Annotated in this window: 18 protein-coding genes; 9 read left to right on the forward strand and 9 right to left on the reverse strand. The window is 66.7% G+C overall.

What is annotated here, in order from left to right; all coding sequences use genetic code 11:
• Positions 1–7: 7 nt before the first annotated feature.
• The 3 genes from BM357_RS07445 (at position 8) to BM357_RS07455 (ending at position 2649) form a co-directional block, all read left to right on the forward strand.
• Positions 8–418: a hypothetical protein gene (locus BM357_RS07445; RefSeq protein ID WP_139234608.1), complete on the forward strand. Its 411-nt coding sequence runs from the start codon at positions 8–10 to the stop codon at positions 416–418.
• 45 nt (positions 419–463) lie between these two features.
• Positions 464–1777, forward strand: coding sequence for a putative bifunctional diguanylate cyclase/phosphodiesterase (locus BM357_RS07450; protein ID WP_074951167.1), 1314 nt, complete (start codon positions 464–466; stop codon positions 1775–1777).
• Between the two features lie 86 nt (positions 1778–1863).
• Entirely contained in the window at positions 1864–2649 is a 786-nt protein-coding gene (locus BM357_RS07455) for a 3-hydroxybutyrate dehydrogenase (RefSeq protein WP_074951169.1), read from the forward strand.
• Between the two features lie 90 nt (positions 2650–2739).
• Here the strand turns inward: BM357_RS07455 and BM357_RS07460 are convergent, their stop codons facing one another.
• Together BM357_RS07460 and BM357_RS07465 are read right to left on the reverse strand one after the other, a co-directional pair.
• Positions 2740–3219 carry a hypothetical protein gene (locus tag BM357_RS07460; protein WP_074951171.1) on the reverse strand — a complete coding sequence of 160 codons (480 nt, stop codon included), beginning with the start codon at positions 3217–3219 and terminating at the stop codon, positions 2740–2742.
• 180 nt (positions 3220–3399) lie between these two features.
• On the reverse strand, positions 3400–4575 hold the full coding sequence (locus BM357_RS07465; RefSeq protein WP_074951173.1) for an MDR family MFS transporter: 1176 nt from the start codon (positions 4573–4575) through the stop codon (positions 3400–3402).
• A 191-nt stretch (positions 4576–4766) separates the two neighbouring features.
• On the opposite strand from BM357_RS07465, the gene BM357_RS07470 reads away from it, so the two are divergent.
• Entirely contained in the window at positions 4767–5558 is a 792-nt protein-coding gene (locus BM357_RS07470) for a ZIP family metal transporter (protein WP_074951175.1), read from the forward strand.
• 86 nt (positions 5559–5644) lie between these two features.
• Here the strand turns inward: BM357_RS07470 and BM357_RS07475 are convergent, their stop codons facing one another.
• The 5 genes from BM357_RS07475 to BM357_RS07495 are packed head-to-tail and all read right to left on the reverse strand — an operon-like array spanning position 5645 to position 10208.
• Complete coding sequence (locus BM357_RS07475; RefSeq protein ID WP_217647679.1) at positions 5645–6355, reverse strand: ABC transporter ATP-binding protein; 711 nt, start codon at positions 6353–6355, stop codon at positions 5645–5647.
• Positions 6356–6359: 4 nt separating this feature from the next.
• Complete coding sequence (locus tag BM357_RS07480) at positions 6360–7100, reverse strand: ABC transporter ATP-binding protein (protein ID WP_074951177.1); 741 nt, start codon at positions 7098–7100, stop codon at positions 6360–6362.
• Positions 7066–8046 carry a branched-chain amino acid ABC transporter permease gene (locus BM357_RS07485; RefSeq protein WP_074951179.1) on the reverse strand — a complete coding sequence of 327 codons (981 nt, stop codon included), beginning with the start codon at positions 8044–8046 and terminating at the stop codon, positions 7066–7068. The genes BM357_RS07480 and BM357_RS07485 overlap by 35 nt, the downstream gene beginning before the upstream one ends.
• A complete protein-coding gene (locus tag BM357_RS07490) occupies positions 8043–8903 on the reverse strand; it encodes a branched-chain amino acid ABC transporter permease (RefSeq protein ID WP_074951181.1) in 861 nt (286 codons plus the stop codon). Before BM357_RS07490 ends, BM357_RS07485 begins: the two co-directional genes overlap by 4 nt.
• A gap of 60 nt (positions 8904–8963) precedes the next feature.
• Positions 8964–10208 carry an ABC transporter substrate-binding protein gene (locus BM357_RS07495; protein ID WP_139234609.1) on the reverse strand — a complete coding sequence of 415 codons (1245 nt, stop codon included), beginning with the start codon at positions 10206–10208 and terminating at the stop codon, positions 8964–8966.
• Between the two features lie 210 nt (positions 10209–10418).
• On the opposite strand from BM357_RS07495, the gene BM357_RS07500 reads away from it, so the two are divergent.
• Together BM357_RS07500 and BM357_RS07505 are read left to right on the forward strand one after the other, a co-directional pair.
• Positions 10419–11405 carry an NAD(P)H-quinone oxidoreductase gene (locus tag BM357_RS07500; protein WP_074951185.1) on the forward strand — a complete coding sequence of 329 codons (987 nt, stop codon included), beginning with the start codon at positions 10419–10421 and terminating at the stop codon, positions 11403–11405.
• A gap of 113 nt (positions 11406–11518) precedes the next feature.
• On the forward strand, positions 11519–11818 hold the full coding sequence (locus BM357_RS07505) for a 4a-hydroxytetrahydrobiopterin dehydratase (RefSeq protein ID WP_074951187.1): 300 nt from the start codon (positions 11519–11521) through the stop codon (positions 11816–11818).
• A 501-nt stretch (positions 11819–12319) separates the two neighbouring features.
• On the opposite strand, the gene BM357_RS07510 is transcribed toward BM357_RS07505, so the two are convergent.
• The gene (locus BM357_RS07510) at positions 12320–14119 is read right to left on the reverse strand and encodes an ATP-binding cassette domain-containing protein (protein ID WP_074951190.1); all 1800 of its coding nucleotides are present in this window, start codon (positions 14117–14119) and stop codon (positions 12320–12322) included.
• A complete protein-coding gene (locus tag BM357_RS19245; RefSeq protein WP_074951192.1) occupies positions 14040–14936 on the reverse strand; it encodes an ATP-binding cassette domain-containing protein in 897 nt (298 codons plus the stop codon). Before BM357_RS19245 ends, BM357_RS07510 begins: the two co-directional genes overlap by 80 nt.
• A gap of 176 nt (positions 14937–15112) precedes the next feature.
• Between BM357_RS19245 and BM357_RS07520 the strand changes: the two genes are divergently transcribed.
• The 3 genes from BM357_RS07520 (at position 15113) to proC (ending at position 17159) form a co-directional block, all read left to right on the forward strand.
• Positions 15113–15703: a biotin transporter BioY gene (locus BM357_RS07520; RefSeq protein WP_245783884.1), complete on the forward strand. Its 591-nt coding sequence runs from the start codon at positions 15113–15115 to the stop codon at positions 15701–15703.
• A gap of 162 nt (positions 15704–15865) precedes the next feature.
• Positions 15866–16111 carry a YkuS family protein gene (locus BM357_RS07525; RefSeq protein ID WP_074951196.1) on the forward strand — a complete coding sequence of 82 codons (246 nt, stop codon included), beginning with the start codon at positions 15866–15868 and terminating at the stop codon, positions 16109–16111.
• A 214-nt stretch (positions 16112–16325) separates the two neighbouring features.
• Positions 16326–17159, forward strand: coding sequence for a pyrroline-5-carboxylate reductase (proC, locus tag BM357_RS07530; protein WP_074951198.1), 834 nt, complete (start codon positions 16326–16328; stop codon positions 17157–17159).
• The last annotated feature ends 6 nt before the right edge of the window (positions 17160–17165 follow it).

Here is a 17165-nt window from a genome sequence, read left to right on the forward strand (position 1 = left end):
GATGCCTGTGTACAACGCACCACCTGGGCGATCCTTGTCGACGGACAAGGATTTTTTCATGTGCGGGGGGATGAAGGATGGCGGCGTTCGTCTCGTGGTTGTGGCGGGCGAGGGGATGAGGGCCCGTCTGCGGGCCGGATCCCTTGCCTCGGTGTACGGCACGTTGCTCCCGTGGGTGCAGGAACTCTCCTTCGCGTTGCTGACCGTCCGCCGGGACTGCACTATACTGGTGGCGAATGCGGCCAAGCGGCCGGACGCAGCACGCACGCTCCCCCGTATTCCATCCGTTCTCCCCGATGGCCGCCACACGCTCCTCGCCGCGTCCCTCCAGGTATTCTCGGTACCCAGCACCAGGCTCGGTTCCCCGGTGAGCCGGCGGAAGGAGGATGTCCGTGATTCGCATCCGGTTGGACAATGATTTCCGGCCCCTGACCCAGTGGCATGTGGCGGGGAGGCCGCAGCGATGAATCGGCGTCCCGTACACGACGGGGCGGCCTGGAACCCTGCAGATGCGGGCAACTGGGTACCGCGCGAGGCCTTCTTGGAAGGGATGGCAGACCGGGTGTCGGAGGCGGTTCAACGCGGCCGGCACGCGGTGACCCTTTGTCTGGACCTCGACCAGTTTCGCGCAGTCAATTACACCCTCGGCTGGGAGGCGGGGGACCAGGTCATCGGGACGGTGGCGGAACGTCTGTCCCGCTGCATCGGGGAACAGGGCGTGGGGACCCACATGGGCGGGGACGAGTTCGCCCTGTGTCTGTGGGATTGCGGCGAGGCCGAGGAGGCGGCGTGGCTGGAGCGGGTGTTGGCCGCCGTCGAGGCGCCCATCCGGGTGGCGGGCAGGGAGGTTCGGATGACGGCGAGCATCGGGATAGCCTCGACGATGGAGTGCGGTCCGGACGCGCAGCGGTTGCTGCAGCACGCGGCCGCCGCCCTGCTCGAGGCCAAGGAGGGCGGGCGGAACACCTTTCGCCTGTACATGCCGGGGAGCCGCTCATTCGTGGATCACAGCCTGCTCGTGTACGACTTTGAGCGGGCGTTGGCCGAGCGGGAATTCTTCCTCGAATTCCAGCCGCGCGTCCATGCGGAGACCGGGGTCATCACCAGCGCGGAGGCGCTGTTGCGGTGGCGCCACCCGCAGCGCGGACGGGTGATGCCCGGAGCGTTCATCCCCATCGCCGAGCGGACGGGCTGGATTGTCCCCATCGGCAGGTGGGTGGTGGAAGAGGTGTGCCGGCAGATCCGGGAATGGCTCGACAACGGTCAGCCGGTGGTCCGGATTGCGGTCAACGTGTCCGCCAGGCAATTTCAGCGGGAGAACTTCGTCGCGCACATTACCGAAGCGTTGGAAGCCCACCAAGTGGATCCGCGCCTCTTGGAGATTGAGCTGACGGAGACCGCGGTCGTCGAGGACGTGGAAAGCGCCCGCAAGAAGCTTGGCAGGTTGCGGGACATGGGGATCACCGTGTCCATCGACGACTTCGGCGTCGGCTATTCGTCGCTCAGCTTCCTCCACCAGATCCCGGTCGACGCGCTGAAATTGGATCGGAGCTTCATCCAGGAGAGCGGTGTGGGGGGCTGGTCGGTGATGGAGACCATCATCGACCTGGGGCATCGCCTGAACCTGTGCGTCGTCGGGGAAGGGGTGGAGACCGAGTGCCAGCTCGCGCTCCTGCGCGATCGCCGATGCGACGAAGTCCAGGGATTTTTCTTTAGCCGGCCCGTCCCGGCGGCCGACTTCGTGCGCCTCCTCGCCGCCTCCTCCATCCAGCTGTGACGCGCGGGGCGATGGTGGGCACCGCAAATTCCGGTGTATAGTAGAGGCGTGAGACAAGGGCCTTCGGGCTTGAGGAGGGATAGGGCGTGGCGCAGGAACTGGCGGGCAAGGTCGCCGTGGTCACCGGGGCGGCGAGCGGCATCGGGCTGGCCATCGCAACCCGGTTCGCGGAACACGGGGCGCGGGTGGTGTTGTCCGATCTACGCAAGGATGCGGCGGAGTCGGCGGCGTCCGGTCTGCGGGAACGGGGGCTCGACGTCGAGGCTTTCCAGGCTGACGCGGGCCGTGAAGCGGACGTCCAGGCGCTCATCGCGCACGCGGCGGATGGAACAGGCCGCCTGGACATCGTCGTCAACAACGCGGGCATGCAGCACGTGGCCAGCATCGAGGAGTTCCCGACAGAAAAATTCACGCAGATGATTCAACTGATGCTCGTCGGGCCGTTTCTGTCCATCAAGTATGCGTTTCCATACATGAAACGGCAGGGCTTCGGACGTGTCATCAACATTGCGTCCATCAACGGCCTGATTGGCTTCGCGGGCAAGGCGGCCTACAACTCGGCCAAGCACGGGGTCATCGGCCTGACGAAGGTGGCGGCGCTGGAGGGGGCGGAGCACGGGATCACGGTCAACGCGCTGTGCCCGGGATACGTGGATACGCCGTTGGTGCGCAATCAACTGCAGGATCTGGCCGCCAACCGGGGCGTTCCCCTGGAGAAGGTCTTGGAGGAGGTCATCTTCCCGCTGGTGCCACAGAAGCGGCTTCTGCAGCCGGAGGAAGTGGCGGATTATGCGGTGTTCCTGGCGTCCGACCGGGGCCGGAGCATCACCGGGCAGGCGGTCGTCATCGACGGCGGGTACGTGGCCCAGTAAAGACGGGGCGGCCACCGCAGGCCAGCGGGGCCGCCCCCTGATATTCTCCGTTTTATCCCCGTGGGTTCGCGCACGCCGGTGTCCGCGGACTCAGCGCCGGAAGAACAACCAGCGCACGACTTTCCACAGCACCACCAACAGGATGATGTCGAGGATCAGCCCGAACAGCGAGAACGGGTGATAGACGCCCATGCCGTAGTAGCCGAACGGGTGGAACATGCTCCCCAGGAGCCAGCCGGCGCCGAAGGAGAACAGGTGCGACCCGATGCTCGGCCGCGGCGCCGTGTACACGCCGCTCGTTCCGATGCCGCCCGATCCGAATGTCGATCCGTAGGTCCGCGTCGTCCCCACGCCGGGAGAGGGCGACTTGAAGCCGGAACGGTACGCGGTGGTCTGCAGGGCCACCGGTTGTGGCGCCACCGCGCTCGTCGCGTGCGGATGGCCGGATTCGGTTATCTGGACAGCCGCCGGGGACTGCGCCGGTACCGCGGCGTCTGTCGATGCCGCCAACGCAGCGCCTGGCGTGCAGGCGAACAAGAGCGCAATCCACCATGCGAACAGTCGTTTCATTCGTCATTCCCTCCATTGGAGATGCCCGCACTGCGGGCCATCGGCGCTGGGTTTCGCGCCGGTCGTTTCCCTTTTATCGTATCGTGGGGCGGGTTGGCTTGACAATCCCTCGGATCGCCGTTCTCACACCCGGCCGGGCGGTGCGCGGCCATCCACGGGTCACCCGTGCTTCCTGCGCATTCAATCGCGCGCGGACGCGTGACGCCGCAACAGCACGGCCGATCCCGCACCGACCGCCGCCGCGACCCACCACAACAGCCCCGGCATCCCCATCCGGGCGCCCGCGTCGAGCAGCCACCCGCCAATCCCTTGCCCAGTCCCGCCGCCCAGCGCCAGCGCCACATACCCGAACCCGAAATAGGTGGCGGTCATGCCCGGTTTGGCCAGGCGTGCGGTGAGATCGTAATTCGCCGGCTCGGTGACCATGACGCCGACGGCGAACAGGAAAAACCCGAGCAGGAATCCCGTGAGGTGCCCGGCTTCGCCGATGCCGACGAGTCCCAGCGCCATCGACGCCAAGCCCGCCATCATGGAGGGGGCGGGGTGAAAGCGAGACACCAGGGCGTTGACCGGGTACTGACAGACCGCGACGAGGATGGCCAAGGTCAGGAACACCAACGACACGGACTGGGTGCGGTGGGTGAGCTCTGTGACGCGGACCGGTATGGTCAGATACAACTGCATGTACATGAAAAAGTACCCGGCGTTGGCGAGCACCAGTTGGAGGAACGGGGTGTCCCGGAGCACGCTGCCGGCCATGCGGCGGAGGGGAATCGGCGACAGTTGGACGCGGATGTCGGGCAGCCTCAGGTGGGTGAGGATGCCCATCGACGCGAAGACGGCGCCACACGTCCAGGACAGGAGCCGGAAATCCAAGGTGATCAACAGCGCGCCCACCAAGGCCGACAGGACCATCCCCAGGTTGCCCACGACCTTGCTGACGGCGTACGTCCTTCGGCGGTCTGGTTCGGGCGTGAGCGCGGTCAGCGCAGCGGCGCTGGTCGGTTCGAACAGCGCCCCGCCGAGGCCGGATACCACGGCGGCGGTGAACATCCAAGCGGGCGCGCCGCTGGCGCCGAAGAGGGCGAAGCCTGCGCCGCGCAGCAGAAATCCGGCCGTGATGACTCGCCGGTAGCCGATGCGGTCGGCCACCAGCCCGGTGAACAACGTCAGGCCCTGCTGGCTGAGCTGGCGCACCATCAGCAGGGTGCCGGCCAGCCATGCGGGCCAATGCAGGGTTTGCGTGAGGTAGACAGACAGGTACGGGATCAGCGCGTAGAAGCCGAGGGACATCAACATGGAATTGAGGAACAACAACGGCACGCCCCGCGGCCAGCCGCGCAACCCATTCAACAAGCACCATCCCTCCCATCGGCGTCAGGAAAAACCGGATTCCGTTGTCTATCCTACCAGACGCGGCCGGTGGAATCGGCAGGAGAGATCCAGGCGTTGACACCGGATGGACGACCTGATAGATTGTTATAGAAAATGATTTTCTATAACAGGCGTGCGTCTGCGTTGGGTCGCCTGTGTCTGGAGGAGGATCTGTGGGGACGTGGGGATTGCCGATGGTGTTGTGTGCCATCGCGGCTTTGGCGGACGTCATCGGCGGGATGTTGACGGTGTTGCGCAAACTCAGCCCGCGTCAGACGGTCTTGGTGACCGCGCTGGGGTGCGGGTTTTTGCTCGGCGCGACGGTCCTCGACCGGCTGCCCGACGCCATGGAGGAACTGCCCGGGGCGGCGCCGCTGTGGATTCTCGCGGGATATCTCGGCATGCTGCTGCTCGACCGCTCCGCCGGGCGCGCTCCGGCACCGAACCAGGTGCTGGTGCCGGCCCGCGAGGGCGCTTCTGACGGACACGGCCATCTGCACGCGGAGATGCTGTCCCAGCGGGCCGGGCTGGCGGTACTGGCGGGGATGCTGGTGCACACCCTGATGGACGGCATCGTGATCGCCGGCGCGTTTCAGGTCAGCCGCAGTGCCGGGGTGTTGATGTTCCTGGCGATCACGCTGCACAAACTGCCGGAGGGGTTCAGCATGGCGACCGTCGCGCTGGCGGCGGGCGAGACGCGCTGGCGGGCGTTCACCTCCTCCGCGCTGTTGGCTGTCTCCACGCTGGCCGGGGCGGCCTTGACCCTGTGGCTCGGGCAGGCGGACGCGGCCGCCGTGCACGTGGTGATGGCTGTGGCGACCGGATCGTTCTTGTTCATCTCGACGACCGGGCTGATTCCGGGCGTCCGCAATTCCGGCGAGCGGATGGCCCCGTACATTGTCGTGGCGGGCGTGTTGTTCTTCTTGGTTTCGCTGTACCTGGTGCGAGCGGTGGGACTGCAATGAGACAAGGCGGCGGGCCGCGGGCGGGTCTCCAACCCCCTGCGGCCCGCGCGTTTACGCAGGTCCGTGCGTTTACGCATCAGGCCCATCTACATGCCGAGATAGGCGCGTTTCATGTGTTCGTCGTCGAGCAACGTCCGGCTGTCGCCCGAGAGGACCACTTCGCCGTTCTCCACCACGTACGCCCGGTCGGCCAACTGCAGCGTCTGCATCACGTTCTGCTCGACAATCATCACCGTCACGCCCTGCTCCTCGCGGACGCGCCGGATGATGTTGAACATCTCCTGCACGATGACCGGCGCCAACCCCAGCGAAGGTTCGTCGAGGATGAGCAGCTTGGGCCGGCTCATCAGCCCGCGGGCGATGGCCACCATCTGCTGTTCGCCGCCCGACAGGGTGCCCGCCAACTGGCCGGCCCGCTCCTTCAGGCGCGGGAACAAGGGATAGATCTCTTGCGTAAGCATCTGCCGCCGCTGGGCGCGCACCCGCGGCAGGTGGGCGCCGAGCAGCAGATTTTCCTCCACGGTCATCATCGGGAACAGCCCGCGCCCTTCGGGGACGTGGCTGATGCCGAGATCGGCAATCTGATGGGGCGGCAGCTCGTGGATGGGTTTGCCCTCGAACCACACCTCGCCCTGCTTCGGGCGCAGCAGACCCGACACGGTGCGCAGGGTGGTCGTCTTTCCGGCCCCGTTGGCGCCGACGAGGGCGACCACCTCGCCCTGGCGCACTTCCATCGAGATGCCCCGCAGCGCCTGCATGTCGCCGTAGTACACGTGAATGTCGCGGATCTCGAGCACCGGGTCACACCTCCAGTCTCGCGCCCAGGTACGCCTCGATGACGTCCGGGTGGGACGTGACTTCCTGCGGCGTGCCCTCGGCGATCTTCTGCCCGTGGTGGATCACGATGACCCGGTCGGAGATCTCCATCACCACGCGCATGACGTGTTCGATCCCGCCGATGGCCGACACCCCCCGGTCCCGCAGTTGCTTGAGCAACTGGATGGTCTCCACCGCCTCCGTCGGCGTCAGCCCCGCGCACACCTCGTCGAGCAGGATGAGCTTCGGGCGCGTCGCCAGGGCGCGGGCAATCTCCAGCCGTTTCCGCCCGGCGAGCGGCAGCGACCCGGCCATCCGGTCGCGCCACTTGCCGAGCCCGGTCAGGTCGAGGATCTCGTCTGCCTGGCGCCGCGCCTCGTGTTTAGAGGATGTGTGGGCGAAGGCGCCGAGCATCACGTTGTCGAGCACGCTCATGTTGGCGAGCGGCTGGACGATCTGGAACGTCCGGCCGATGCCCCGCCGGGCGATCTGATACGGCTTCAACCCTTTGATGGACTCGCCCTCGAACCGGATGTCGCCCTCGTCTGGCGTCACGAACCCGGTGATCAGATTGAAGATGGTGGTCTTTCCGGCCCCATTCGGGCCGATGATGAACAGCACCTCGCCCTGCTGCACGGAGAAGCTCACATCGTTGGTCACAAACAGGCCGCCGAAGTGTTTCTTGACGTGATCAAACGCCAGCAGTGGTTCGTTGTGCGTGGACATGCGCCGCCCTCCCTTTCCGCCACTTTGCCACCGTGCCGACGATGCCGGCCGGCATGTACATCACGACCAGGACAATCAGCAGGCCGTACAGGAAGAACGCGAACGCGTTCGCATCGCCGAGCCAGGTGACGTTGGCCACCGAATTCTTGAGCCAGTCGGACGCAAATTCGAGGATGAACGCCCCCACCAGCGGGCCGTACAGGGTGCCGGCGCCGCCGAGGATGGCGAGGAACACCACCTGGTTGGAGATGGCGGCGCTGAACACGTCGTTCGGCTGGATGGTGCCGAGATTGGCCGCGAAGATGCTGCCGCCGACGCCGGTCAAAAGGGCCGACACCAACAGCGCGTACAGCTTGTACAGCGGGGTGTTGATGGTCACGGTCTGGGCCGTGTCCTCGTCCTCGCGGATGGCCATCAGGTAGTAGCCGGTCTTGGAGGTGGCCAAGAGGGCCGTGACCGCAAACGCCACCACCATGAACCCGAGCGCGACCCAATAGTACAAGGAAGGATCGGGCACCATCCCCTGCACCAGGAGCCCCGCGGCGCCCTGGGTGAGGCCCTTGAACTGGTTGGTCGCGAGGACCAACAGCAGTTGCGCGACGGCGATGGTCGCCAGCGCGAAGTAGGGGCCGCGCAGACGAAAGCAGATGAGGCCGATGGGCGCAGCGCTGACGGTCGAGAGCACCGCCGCCGCCAGGACCGCCGGCCCCGTCCCGATGTGCGGGGCCAGAAGCGCGTATGCGTAGGCGCCGATGCCGAAAAACGCCGCGTGCCCCAGGGATAGTTGCCCGGCGTAGCCGCCGACCAGGTTCCAGGCGAAGCCCACGCCTGCGAACAGGAAGATGTAGAAGAAGATCTGCTGATAGTAGAAGCTGGCCGTGAACGGGATGAGGGCGAACAGAATCAGCACCAGGATGGGCAGGATCCAAGCCCGCAGGCGCTTCATACGCGGGACCTCCCGAGCAGCCCGGACGGTTTGAACAGCAGGACGAGCAGAAACACGACGTAGGTCAGCACGTCCGAATAACTCTGTCCGAGGTAGTAGGACGCCAATTGCGCAATCACGCCGATGAGCAGGCCGCCGATGGCCGAACCGAGGATGCTGCCCATGCCGCCCAGGACGACGATGATGAACGCCAGCAGGCTGAAGGCGTCGCCGACCGACGGATCGACATAGTGGATGGGCAGTAGCAGCGTCCCGGCGACGCCGGCGACCGCGATGCCGAGGCCGAAGGCGAGCATGGTGACGCGCGTGACGTGGATTCCCGACAGGGCCGCGGCGGCGGCGTTTTGCGAAATGGCGCGGATGGCGCGCCCGGTCTCCGTCTTCATGATGAACCAGAACAAGAGCGCGGCGACCACCGCGGCGATGAGGAAGGAGATCAGGTACGCGATGTTGATGCGCAGCCCGCCGAACACCAGATCGCGGTGGCTGTAGGACAGGTTGATGGTCAGTTGGTTGGTGTTGTACACCATCTGCGCCAGGTTGGTCAGCATCAGACCGATGCCGGCGGTCAGCAGGATGTGGTTCATCTCCGGGCCGCGAATGATGCGGTGGATGGCGACCCGGTAGACGGCCATCCCGAGCAGGAAGCACAGCACGAAACTGACGAGGGCGGACACGTACGGATCGAGCCCGAAGGCGGTGAACAAGGTATACGTGATGTACATGCCCGCCATGACGAACTGGCCGTGGGCGAAGTTGACGATGCGCATCGTGCCGAACACGATGGACAGCCCCATGCCGACGATGGCGTACAACGCCCCGAGCAACAGGCCGTTGACGATGGTCTGCAGAAACATGGGTGACCTCCCTCGTTTCAGGAAAACAGGGGCGCCGGAGGACGCCCCTGTGTCATCCGGTTACTTGCGCTGACTCCACGGCGGCGTGGGCAGGAGCTTACCGGTGGCCGCGTCGGACGGGAACACCGTGACGAACTTGCCGTTCTGGATCTGGGTGACGATGACGGGGTGCGCGTTCTGGCCGGTGCTGTCGAAATGGACGGGGCCGAACGCGGTTTCCATCTGAAGGCTGGCCAGCGCGTCGCGGATCTTCTGGCCATCGTACGCGCCCGCCTGTTCAATGGCCTCTTTGGCGACGTACAGGGCGGCATAGGCCTCCATGTCGTGGTAGGACGGATAGTCACCGAATTTCGCGTGCACCTTGTCATAGAATTCCTTTGCCCCCGGCCACTTGGCGGACGGATCCCACTGGCCGGCGGCCAGCGTGTACTCGGCGGCAGGGCCCGCGTCCTGCGGGAAGGTCCCGACGGAGAAGCCGGTGCCCGCGGCCGTGAAGTACTTGGCGTTGAGGTCAATCTCCTGGGCCTGTTTCATCAAGGCGACCGCGTCTTTGGAGTACGAGGCGAAGTAGATGACATCCGGATGCTTCTGTTTGACGCGCTGGAGCATCGCCTTGTAGTCCAGGTCCTTCGTGGAGTACGACTCGTCGTCGACGACTTCAAACCCGTACTGCTTGGCGTAGTTGACCATGGCCTTGTCGGCGCTGGTGCCGAAATTCTGGTCCTCGTGAACGATGGCCATGGTCTTCGCGTCGCCCTGTTGCTTGAGCAGTTCGCAGATGGCCTTGGCGTAGTCGTCGCTGGTGGCGCACAGGCGGAACACGTACTTGGAGCCGGTCTGCGTCACGTTCGCGGCGGTCGCGGTGGGCACGATGTCCGGAATCTTGTACGTATCCGCTTTCTTGACCACCGCGAGTGCGGAACCGGAGCTGTACGGTCCGAGGATGATCTGGGCGTGGTACTGGCTGACCAGTTGATCCACGTCCTTGGCCGCCTCCTGGGCGCTCGACTTGTCGTCCAGGTAGACCAGCTTCACCTGCTTGCCGAGGATGCCGCCCGCGGCGTTGATCTCGTCGAGGGCCACCTCGTATCCTTCCTTTTGCGCCTTGCCGAACTCGGAGTCTGCTCCCGTGATGGAGGTGATGACACCGAGCGTCAACGTGTTGTCACCGGAGCCTGCGCTCCCGCCGCCGGTGTTCCCGGAGCCGCCGGACGCGCCCGAGCCGCTGGTGCCGCAGCCTGCGAGCGCGAACAACCCGGCCAGGGTGAGCGTCGCAAGCATGCGTGCGGGCCGTCTGTTGTGCAACCATGACACCCCTTTTCGAAAAATCTATTTTGTCTGTTTCATCATACACTCTATTTTATTTAAATCGGATTCGTCTTGTCTATGAAAATATTCAGATCACAATGATCCGCGTGCGGAACGGGGGAGGATCCAGGTTGACGGGATGGGGGCACGAGGCGCAATCTTTCGTCAGAAGGCGGACGTCCGCCGTCTGAAGGGAGTGGACAGGACATGAAGGCGGTGTGCATGAAGGGCTTCGGAGGCCCCGAAGTGTTGTATCTGAGCGATGTGCCCGACCCGCATCCGGGCAGCGGCGAACTGTTGGTGCGGGTGCGGGCGACGGCTTTGAACCGGGCGGACCTGCTGCAGCGGCGCGGCCTGTATCCGCCGCCGCCCGGCGCGTCGGAGGTGCTGGGACTCGAGATGGCGGGCGAGGTGATTGCGACGGGTCCCGACTGCCCAGGGTGGCAGCCGGGGGACCGGGTGTGCGCCCTGCTGCCGGGTGGCGGATACGCGGAGTTGGCGGTCATCCCGGCGGGGATGGCCATGCGGCTGCCGGACGGGATGTCCTTTGAGCAAGGGGCCGCCATCCCGGAGGTGTTCCTGACGGCGTATCTCAACCTGTTTTGGCTGGGCCGGATGCAGGCCGGGGATGTGGTTCTGGTGCACGCGGGCGGGAGCGGGGTCGGGACCGCCGCCATCCAACTCATTCGGGAGACCGGCGCGGTGGCGTTGACAACGGCGGGATCGAAGGAAAAATTGGAACGGTGTCTGGAACTCGGCGCGCGGGCAGGCTGGAATTACCACGACGGGCTTTTCGACGATTGGGTTCGCCAGCAGACGGAGGGGCGCGGCGCGGACATCGTGCTGGATTTCATTGGCGCGCCGTATTTTGCGGCCAACATCCGGTCGCTGGCGGTGGACGGGCGGCTCATCGTGGTCGGCACGATGGGCGGCGCCAAAGTGGATGGGGTGGATCTCGGCGTCCTGCTGGGCCGTCGCCTGCAGGTCATTGGTACAGCCCTGCGGTCGCGCCCGGCGGCCGAAAAAATCCGCCTGTCGCAGGAGTTCTGGGGGTGGGCGCAGCCCCGATTCGCGGACGGGCGGTTGGTGCCGGTGGTGGACACGGTCTTCGACTGGCGGGATGTGGCGGATGCCCACCGGTACATGGAGGCGAACCGGAACGTCGGGAAGATTGTGTTGCGGGTGTCGGCGTGAGTTGGGCGCGTTGCGGCGGGGGCTCGTTCGGACGTGCGGCGTGCGGGTGCATGCACGCGGACGTGCGCGACGCGCGGTGATTGAATCCGCGAAACGATGGGGAGGAATGGCGAATGGCGGAGCGGTTGACGGATGACGAGATCCAGGCGGCCCTGGCGAAGGTGCCGGAGTGGCGGCTGGAGGAGAAGACGATTTGGCGGCGGTACCGGTTTCCGTCCTTCATGGAGGCGGTCGGATTCGTGAACCGGGTGGCGGAGGTGGCGGAGCGGCGCAATCACCATCCGTTCATTTCGTTGGACTACAAGGTGGTAACCCTGCGCCTGACCAGCTGGCACGCGGGCGGATTGACTCAGGCGGACTTCGACGAGGCGGCGGAATTCGACGCGTTGTACGGGAGCGCGGGGCAGGCGTGACGGATGTTCGGTGCGGTCGTCGTGCAGTGTGGTCGGTGTGTGGCGTGCCCGGTTTGGGGCGAGTGCTCAGATGAGAAGTGGTTTAGTGAACGATTTGGTTTTAGCGGCCGCGCCGATGGGGGGGTAGCAACCCTTTCAAACGTAACGCGAGTTGGGCGAGCGGGGATCACATCAGGATGTGACTTATGCGCTCCCGCCGGGGCTGACATGGCCCTGGTTTACACCCAAACGTTTTCTATGGCCCGGGATCGCATGAGCGTTTAGATGAAAATGGATCGCAACGGGGATGCGTGGGTGGAGAATAAGATGTAAACGTATTTTAGCGGGCCGTCCGCGCTGGCGGACGGCCGGCCATCTTGGACCGCGGGGCCGGATAACCGGCCCCGCCGGCGATTTTCGGGCCCAGCCCCGTGTTCCCGGCAGGGTGTCAGGCGATGGTCAGGGGATGGCATCACGGTCCTCGCGAACCCGCCTGCGCCGCTTCTCCGGCCGACAGGTGGCTCAACGGATGAGGACCAGGCCGGCGGTGATGGCAAGGGCGATGGCGACGGCGGCCCAATCCCGCCGTGACCACCGCACGGTGCAGCGCTCCGCCGGGGCGAGGGGCTGCAGATGGCTGTATCCTCGCGCCTCCATCGCCAGCGACAGGTCTTCCGCGATCTGAAACAGCGCCGCCAGCAGGGGGACGGTCACGGCGGGCAGGTCCCGCGGCCGGATGCGGCCGGGCGGGGCGGGCGACTTCGCGCGGGCGCGGGCGATGCGCGAGAACCGATCCAGCTGGTCCCCAATCACGGGGATGAACCGCAGGATCAGCGAAGCCGCCAACGACAGGACGGCCGCCGGGCGCCGCATCCCGGGCAGTCGGCCTATGACCTGTTCCAAGGCCTGGCGCAGTTCGAGGGCGGTGGTGGTCCAGGAAAGCAGCCCGCTCAACCACACCATCAGCACCACCCGGTAGAGGGCAGCCAGGGTGCGGGCCGCCCCGGCGGGGTCGAAGCCGAGGCCAAGTGGCCCCGCCTGCCCAAAGCGGATCCCGGACAGTGCCGCGGAGAACAGCGTCAATCCCAGGATGGGGCGCATCCACTGCCACAGGGTGCGCAGCGGAACGTTGGCCACCGCGCTGAGGAGCGCCGCGATCCCGGTGGCCGCGGCAAGGCCGGCGGGCCGGCTCTGCCCCATCACCCCCGCTGTCAGCAGGGCATAGCCGGCCCACTTGGCGCGGGCGTCGAGGCCGTTCAGCACGCCGGCGGACCCGGCGCCGTCGGCATGCCGAACGCGCGGCCGGACCGTCTGCAGCCGTTCCGGCGCGGGCTGTGCAGAATGGTTCCATCGCTCTCCCGCTGCGGTTACCGGTGGTTCCTCTGAGGACGCCGCCCCCGCGGGTGCCGCCGGATGGTTTGTCGGGGAAGAGGTCGCCGGCGACTCCGGCCCCGTTGGCGTCGTCTGCGTCCTCATCCCGGGCCATTGTCGGGCGATGGCGGCCGCCGCCTCCTCCGCGGAGAGCGGGCCAGCGGGAAGATGCACGCCGCAAGAAGCCAGGGTACGCCTCAGCGCGAATCCGGGTGGGGGGGCCAGGCCGGCGTCGAGCAACGGACGGGGGTCCGTCCACAGACGGGCGGGATGGACGTCGGCCGTGAGGCGGCCCTCTGTGACCACCCACACCCGGTCCGCCAGCGGCAGAAACGCCTCCAGGTCGTGGGTGGCGATGATCAGGCCGCCGCGGCCGCGGGATCGGCGCGCCTCGTGCAAGGATTTGAGGGTGTCGAGAAAGCGTTGTACCGCCGCCGGATCCATTCCGGCCGTCGGTTCGTCGAACAGGAGCCAATCGGGATCGGGTGCAAACGACGTGGCGACGGCCACCCGTCGGCGCTGGCCGCCGCTGAGCGACAGCGGTGCGCGGGAGAGGAAGTTGTCGCTGAGGCCCACCCGGGCCAGGGCGGCTCGCGTCCGCTGTGCCGACTCGGCCGCGGACAGGCGGTACGGGCGCAGGGAGTACCCGAACTCCGCCGCCACGTCGCGCGCGAAGAGCTGTTGCTCCGGCGATTGAAACACCACGCCGATCCGCAGGAGCACCCTGGTGTCGGGCCGCCGGCCGTGCCAGAGGGGCTCGCCGTCGCAACGGACCTCGCCCTCCGCAGGCTGGACGAGGCCGGCGAGGGCGTGCAGCAGCGTCGATTTGCCTGCGCCGACGGGGCCCGCGATGACGACGAGATGGCCCGTCTCAGCCCGACAGGTGACCGTATTCAACAGCGTCCGGCCCGATGCGGCCTTGACCGTGATGGCCCGCGCCTCGAGCGCCACCGGCCTCACCCTCCCTCCCGCACAACGCCTGCAGGTCTGTGGCCAGTTCAGCTTCCGTCAACGCCACCCGCGGCAGGGGGACGCCTCGGTTGCGCAGGTCCATTGCGATGGCGCTCGCCCACGGCAGCGGGAAGCCGAACCGCTGGCAGGGCGGATCCTCGCCCGCCTCCGGCGTGACGAACTGGCGCGGTGTGCCTTCAAAGACCACGCGGCCTTCGTCGAGCAGGACCATGCGGTCCGCCCACGCCAGCTCCTCGATGATCTGCGTGATCCACACCACCGCCGCACCCGCGGCGCACAGGCGCCGGGCCACCGCCCGGAGCGCCTGCCGCGCGCCCGCGTCCAGCATGGCGGTCGCCTCGTCGAACACCAGGACGGCGGGTTCCAACGCCAGGGCGCTGGCCGTGCAGAGCAACTGCTTTTGCCCGCCGGACAGGTGGGCGACGGATTGATCCCGCAGCTTTTCCAACCCCACGGTCCGCAGCGCGGCTTGGCTGCGGCGTTCCATCTCGTCCGGTGTCAGCCCCTGCACCTGCAACCCAAAGGCGACATCCTCGGCGACGGTCTGGCCGACGAGCTGGGCGTCCGGGTTCTGAAACACCAGGCGCACGCTGGCACCGGGCCGGCGGACGACCTGCCCGCGCGACACGCCGCACAGGCCGGCCATCACCCGGCCGAGCGTGCTCTTGCCGCTGCCGTTTCGGCCCATGACGAGCAGCCATTCGCCCGGGTGGACGGCGAGGTGCACCCCGCGCAGGGCGAACGTGATTTGACCCGTCTCACCGGCGAGAGCGACGGAAACGTCGTGGAGTGCCAAGAGTGGCGCGCAGAGATCGGATCTCTCGCCGGCCTGCGGCCTGGGTTCGGGATTTTCGGCAGCCGGTGCCTCTCTCAGCGGTCTATCCACAGATTTCGGATTGATGGCAGGTTCGGATGCGTGATATGTTAACGTCATGGTACATACAAGTTAACAAATGCGCGGAGGAGGTTTCAATGGTGACAGTACGCGGCGTGGTCTTCAGCGCGCTGTTTGCGGCGCTGTTGGCCGTGTTCAGCTACACGCGGATTGATCTCGGTTTCACCCCGGTTCCCATCACCCTGCAGACCTTGGCGGTGATGATGGCGGGCGCCTTCCTCGGCCCCGGGTACGGATTTCTCAGCATCCTGCTGGTGGTGGTGCTGACCGCCCTCGGCCTGCCGCTCATGGGTGGGAACGGCGGCCTGCCGGTGATCCTGGGTGCCACGGGCGGCTACATCGTGTCGTGGCCGTTCAGCGCACTGCTGATTGGCTGGTTCCTGCAGAAGGTTCGCGCGCAAGGTCTCATGCGGTACGTGTGGACGTTCATCGTGGTGGAGGCGTTCGGCAGCCTGTTCGTGTACCTCATCGGCGTGCCGTGGCTGGCGGTCGTGGGGAAGATGACGCTCGCCAAGGCGCTGGTGGGCGGGTGCTTCCCGTTCCTCCTGGGCGACGCCATCAAGGCGGGGATCACCACCTTGGTCGCGGTCCCGTTGGGCAAGCAGTATCCGCCTGCGCGGCTGACGGGCCGCGGCGGCTCCCGGGTGGTGCCGCTCGATCACGCTTGATGGCGGCGTGGCGAATCTGACCTCCGGGCAGACGCGGCGCTGGCCTGGTCTGAAACGCGGGTGCATAATCCGTGCGTCTTGCGGAGAAGTTGAAACCCAGACGTGGATTCGGCAGGGAGCCGTTTGCTCCGGCCGCAAGACGCAAGCGAGGGGGAAGCCAGCGTGAAGACGGTCGCCGTGGAACGCGGTTTGGAACCGGTCAAACGGTATCTGCAGGCGCAGGGCTTACAGGTGGTGGAGCTCACCAACGCCGTTTCGGACGCGACGAACTGGGCATGCTGCTGCGTGACCGGGGCGGATGAGAATGTCATGGGCATGCAGGATGTGCAGATCAACTGCCCCATCGTGTCGTGCGAGGGATTGACGCCGGAAGAGGTGTACCAGCGGGTCGAGCGGTACGTGCACTGACGCGGGCCGACGCGAACACGCAACGAAGCAGACGCCAACAGAGGGCTCAGCGGCCGCCACGCGGACGCTGGGCCCTTTTCGCATGCCGCCTCCGGGATTGCCAGCCGGGGCGGGGGAACGTACAATGCCGGTATACGGTCAGAGGCAGGCGGAAACCGGCCGGAGCGCGTTTGCACCGGCGGTCGAGGATTCTGAGCGGAGTGGAGGAGAGCGCATGGAGACGTTCGCCGGAGAGGTATTCGTGATTGGCGCTGGAGCGATGGCCGAAGCGTTTGTGAAGGGTGTGATTGAGAAGCGGGCCATCGCGCCCGAGCGGGTCGTGGTGACCGGGCGGACCCTCGGCGGACGGGCGGCGGGATTGCGCGAGAAGTACGGCGTGCGGGTCGCCGGGACGGAGGCCGCCGCGGGCGCCAGGATGGTCTTTCTCGCCGTGAAACCCGCGGACACCGCCGAGGCGCTGGCGCAGGTCCGGCCGTACCTCCACGGGCAGCCGTTGGTGTCGTTTGCCGCCGGCGTCACGATGGACTGGATGGCCGAGATCATCGAGCACCGCTCCCCGGTGGTTCGTACCATGCCGAACATCCCCGTCGGCGTGCTGGAGGGGGCGACCGCCGTCTCGTTTCCGGAGGCGGGGCTCGCCGAGCGGGATCGAAAGGATATCCTGTTTCTGCTCGGACAGCTCGGCGAGGTGGTGGAGATCCCGGAGCGCCTGATGAACGCCGCCACCGCCTTTTCCGGCAGCGGCCCCGGATTTGTCTGCTATTTCCTCGAGGCGATGGAGGCGGCGGCCATCCGTCTCGGGTTCGATCCGGAGCTGGCCCGGGCCCTGTTGCTGCAGACGGTGGTGGGGACGGCGCGCACCCTGCGTGAGTGGGGGCTCGCGCCGGATGAACTGCGCCGGCGCGTCACCTCTCCGGGCGGCACCACCCAGGCCGGCGTCGCGGTGATGGAGGCAGGCCGCCTCGCCGACGTGGTGGACGCCGCCCTGCAGGCGGCCGCGCGGCGGTCGGAGGAGATGGGCCGCGCGTACGCCGTCGTCCGGGACTGACCCGGT

The organism is Paenalicyclobacillus macrosporangiidus (assembly GCF_900116805.1).
Classification (GTDB): domain Bacteria; phylum Bacillota; class Bacilli; order Alicyclobacillales; family Alicyclobacillaceae; genus Alicyclobacillus_H; species Alicyclobacillus_H macrosporangiidus.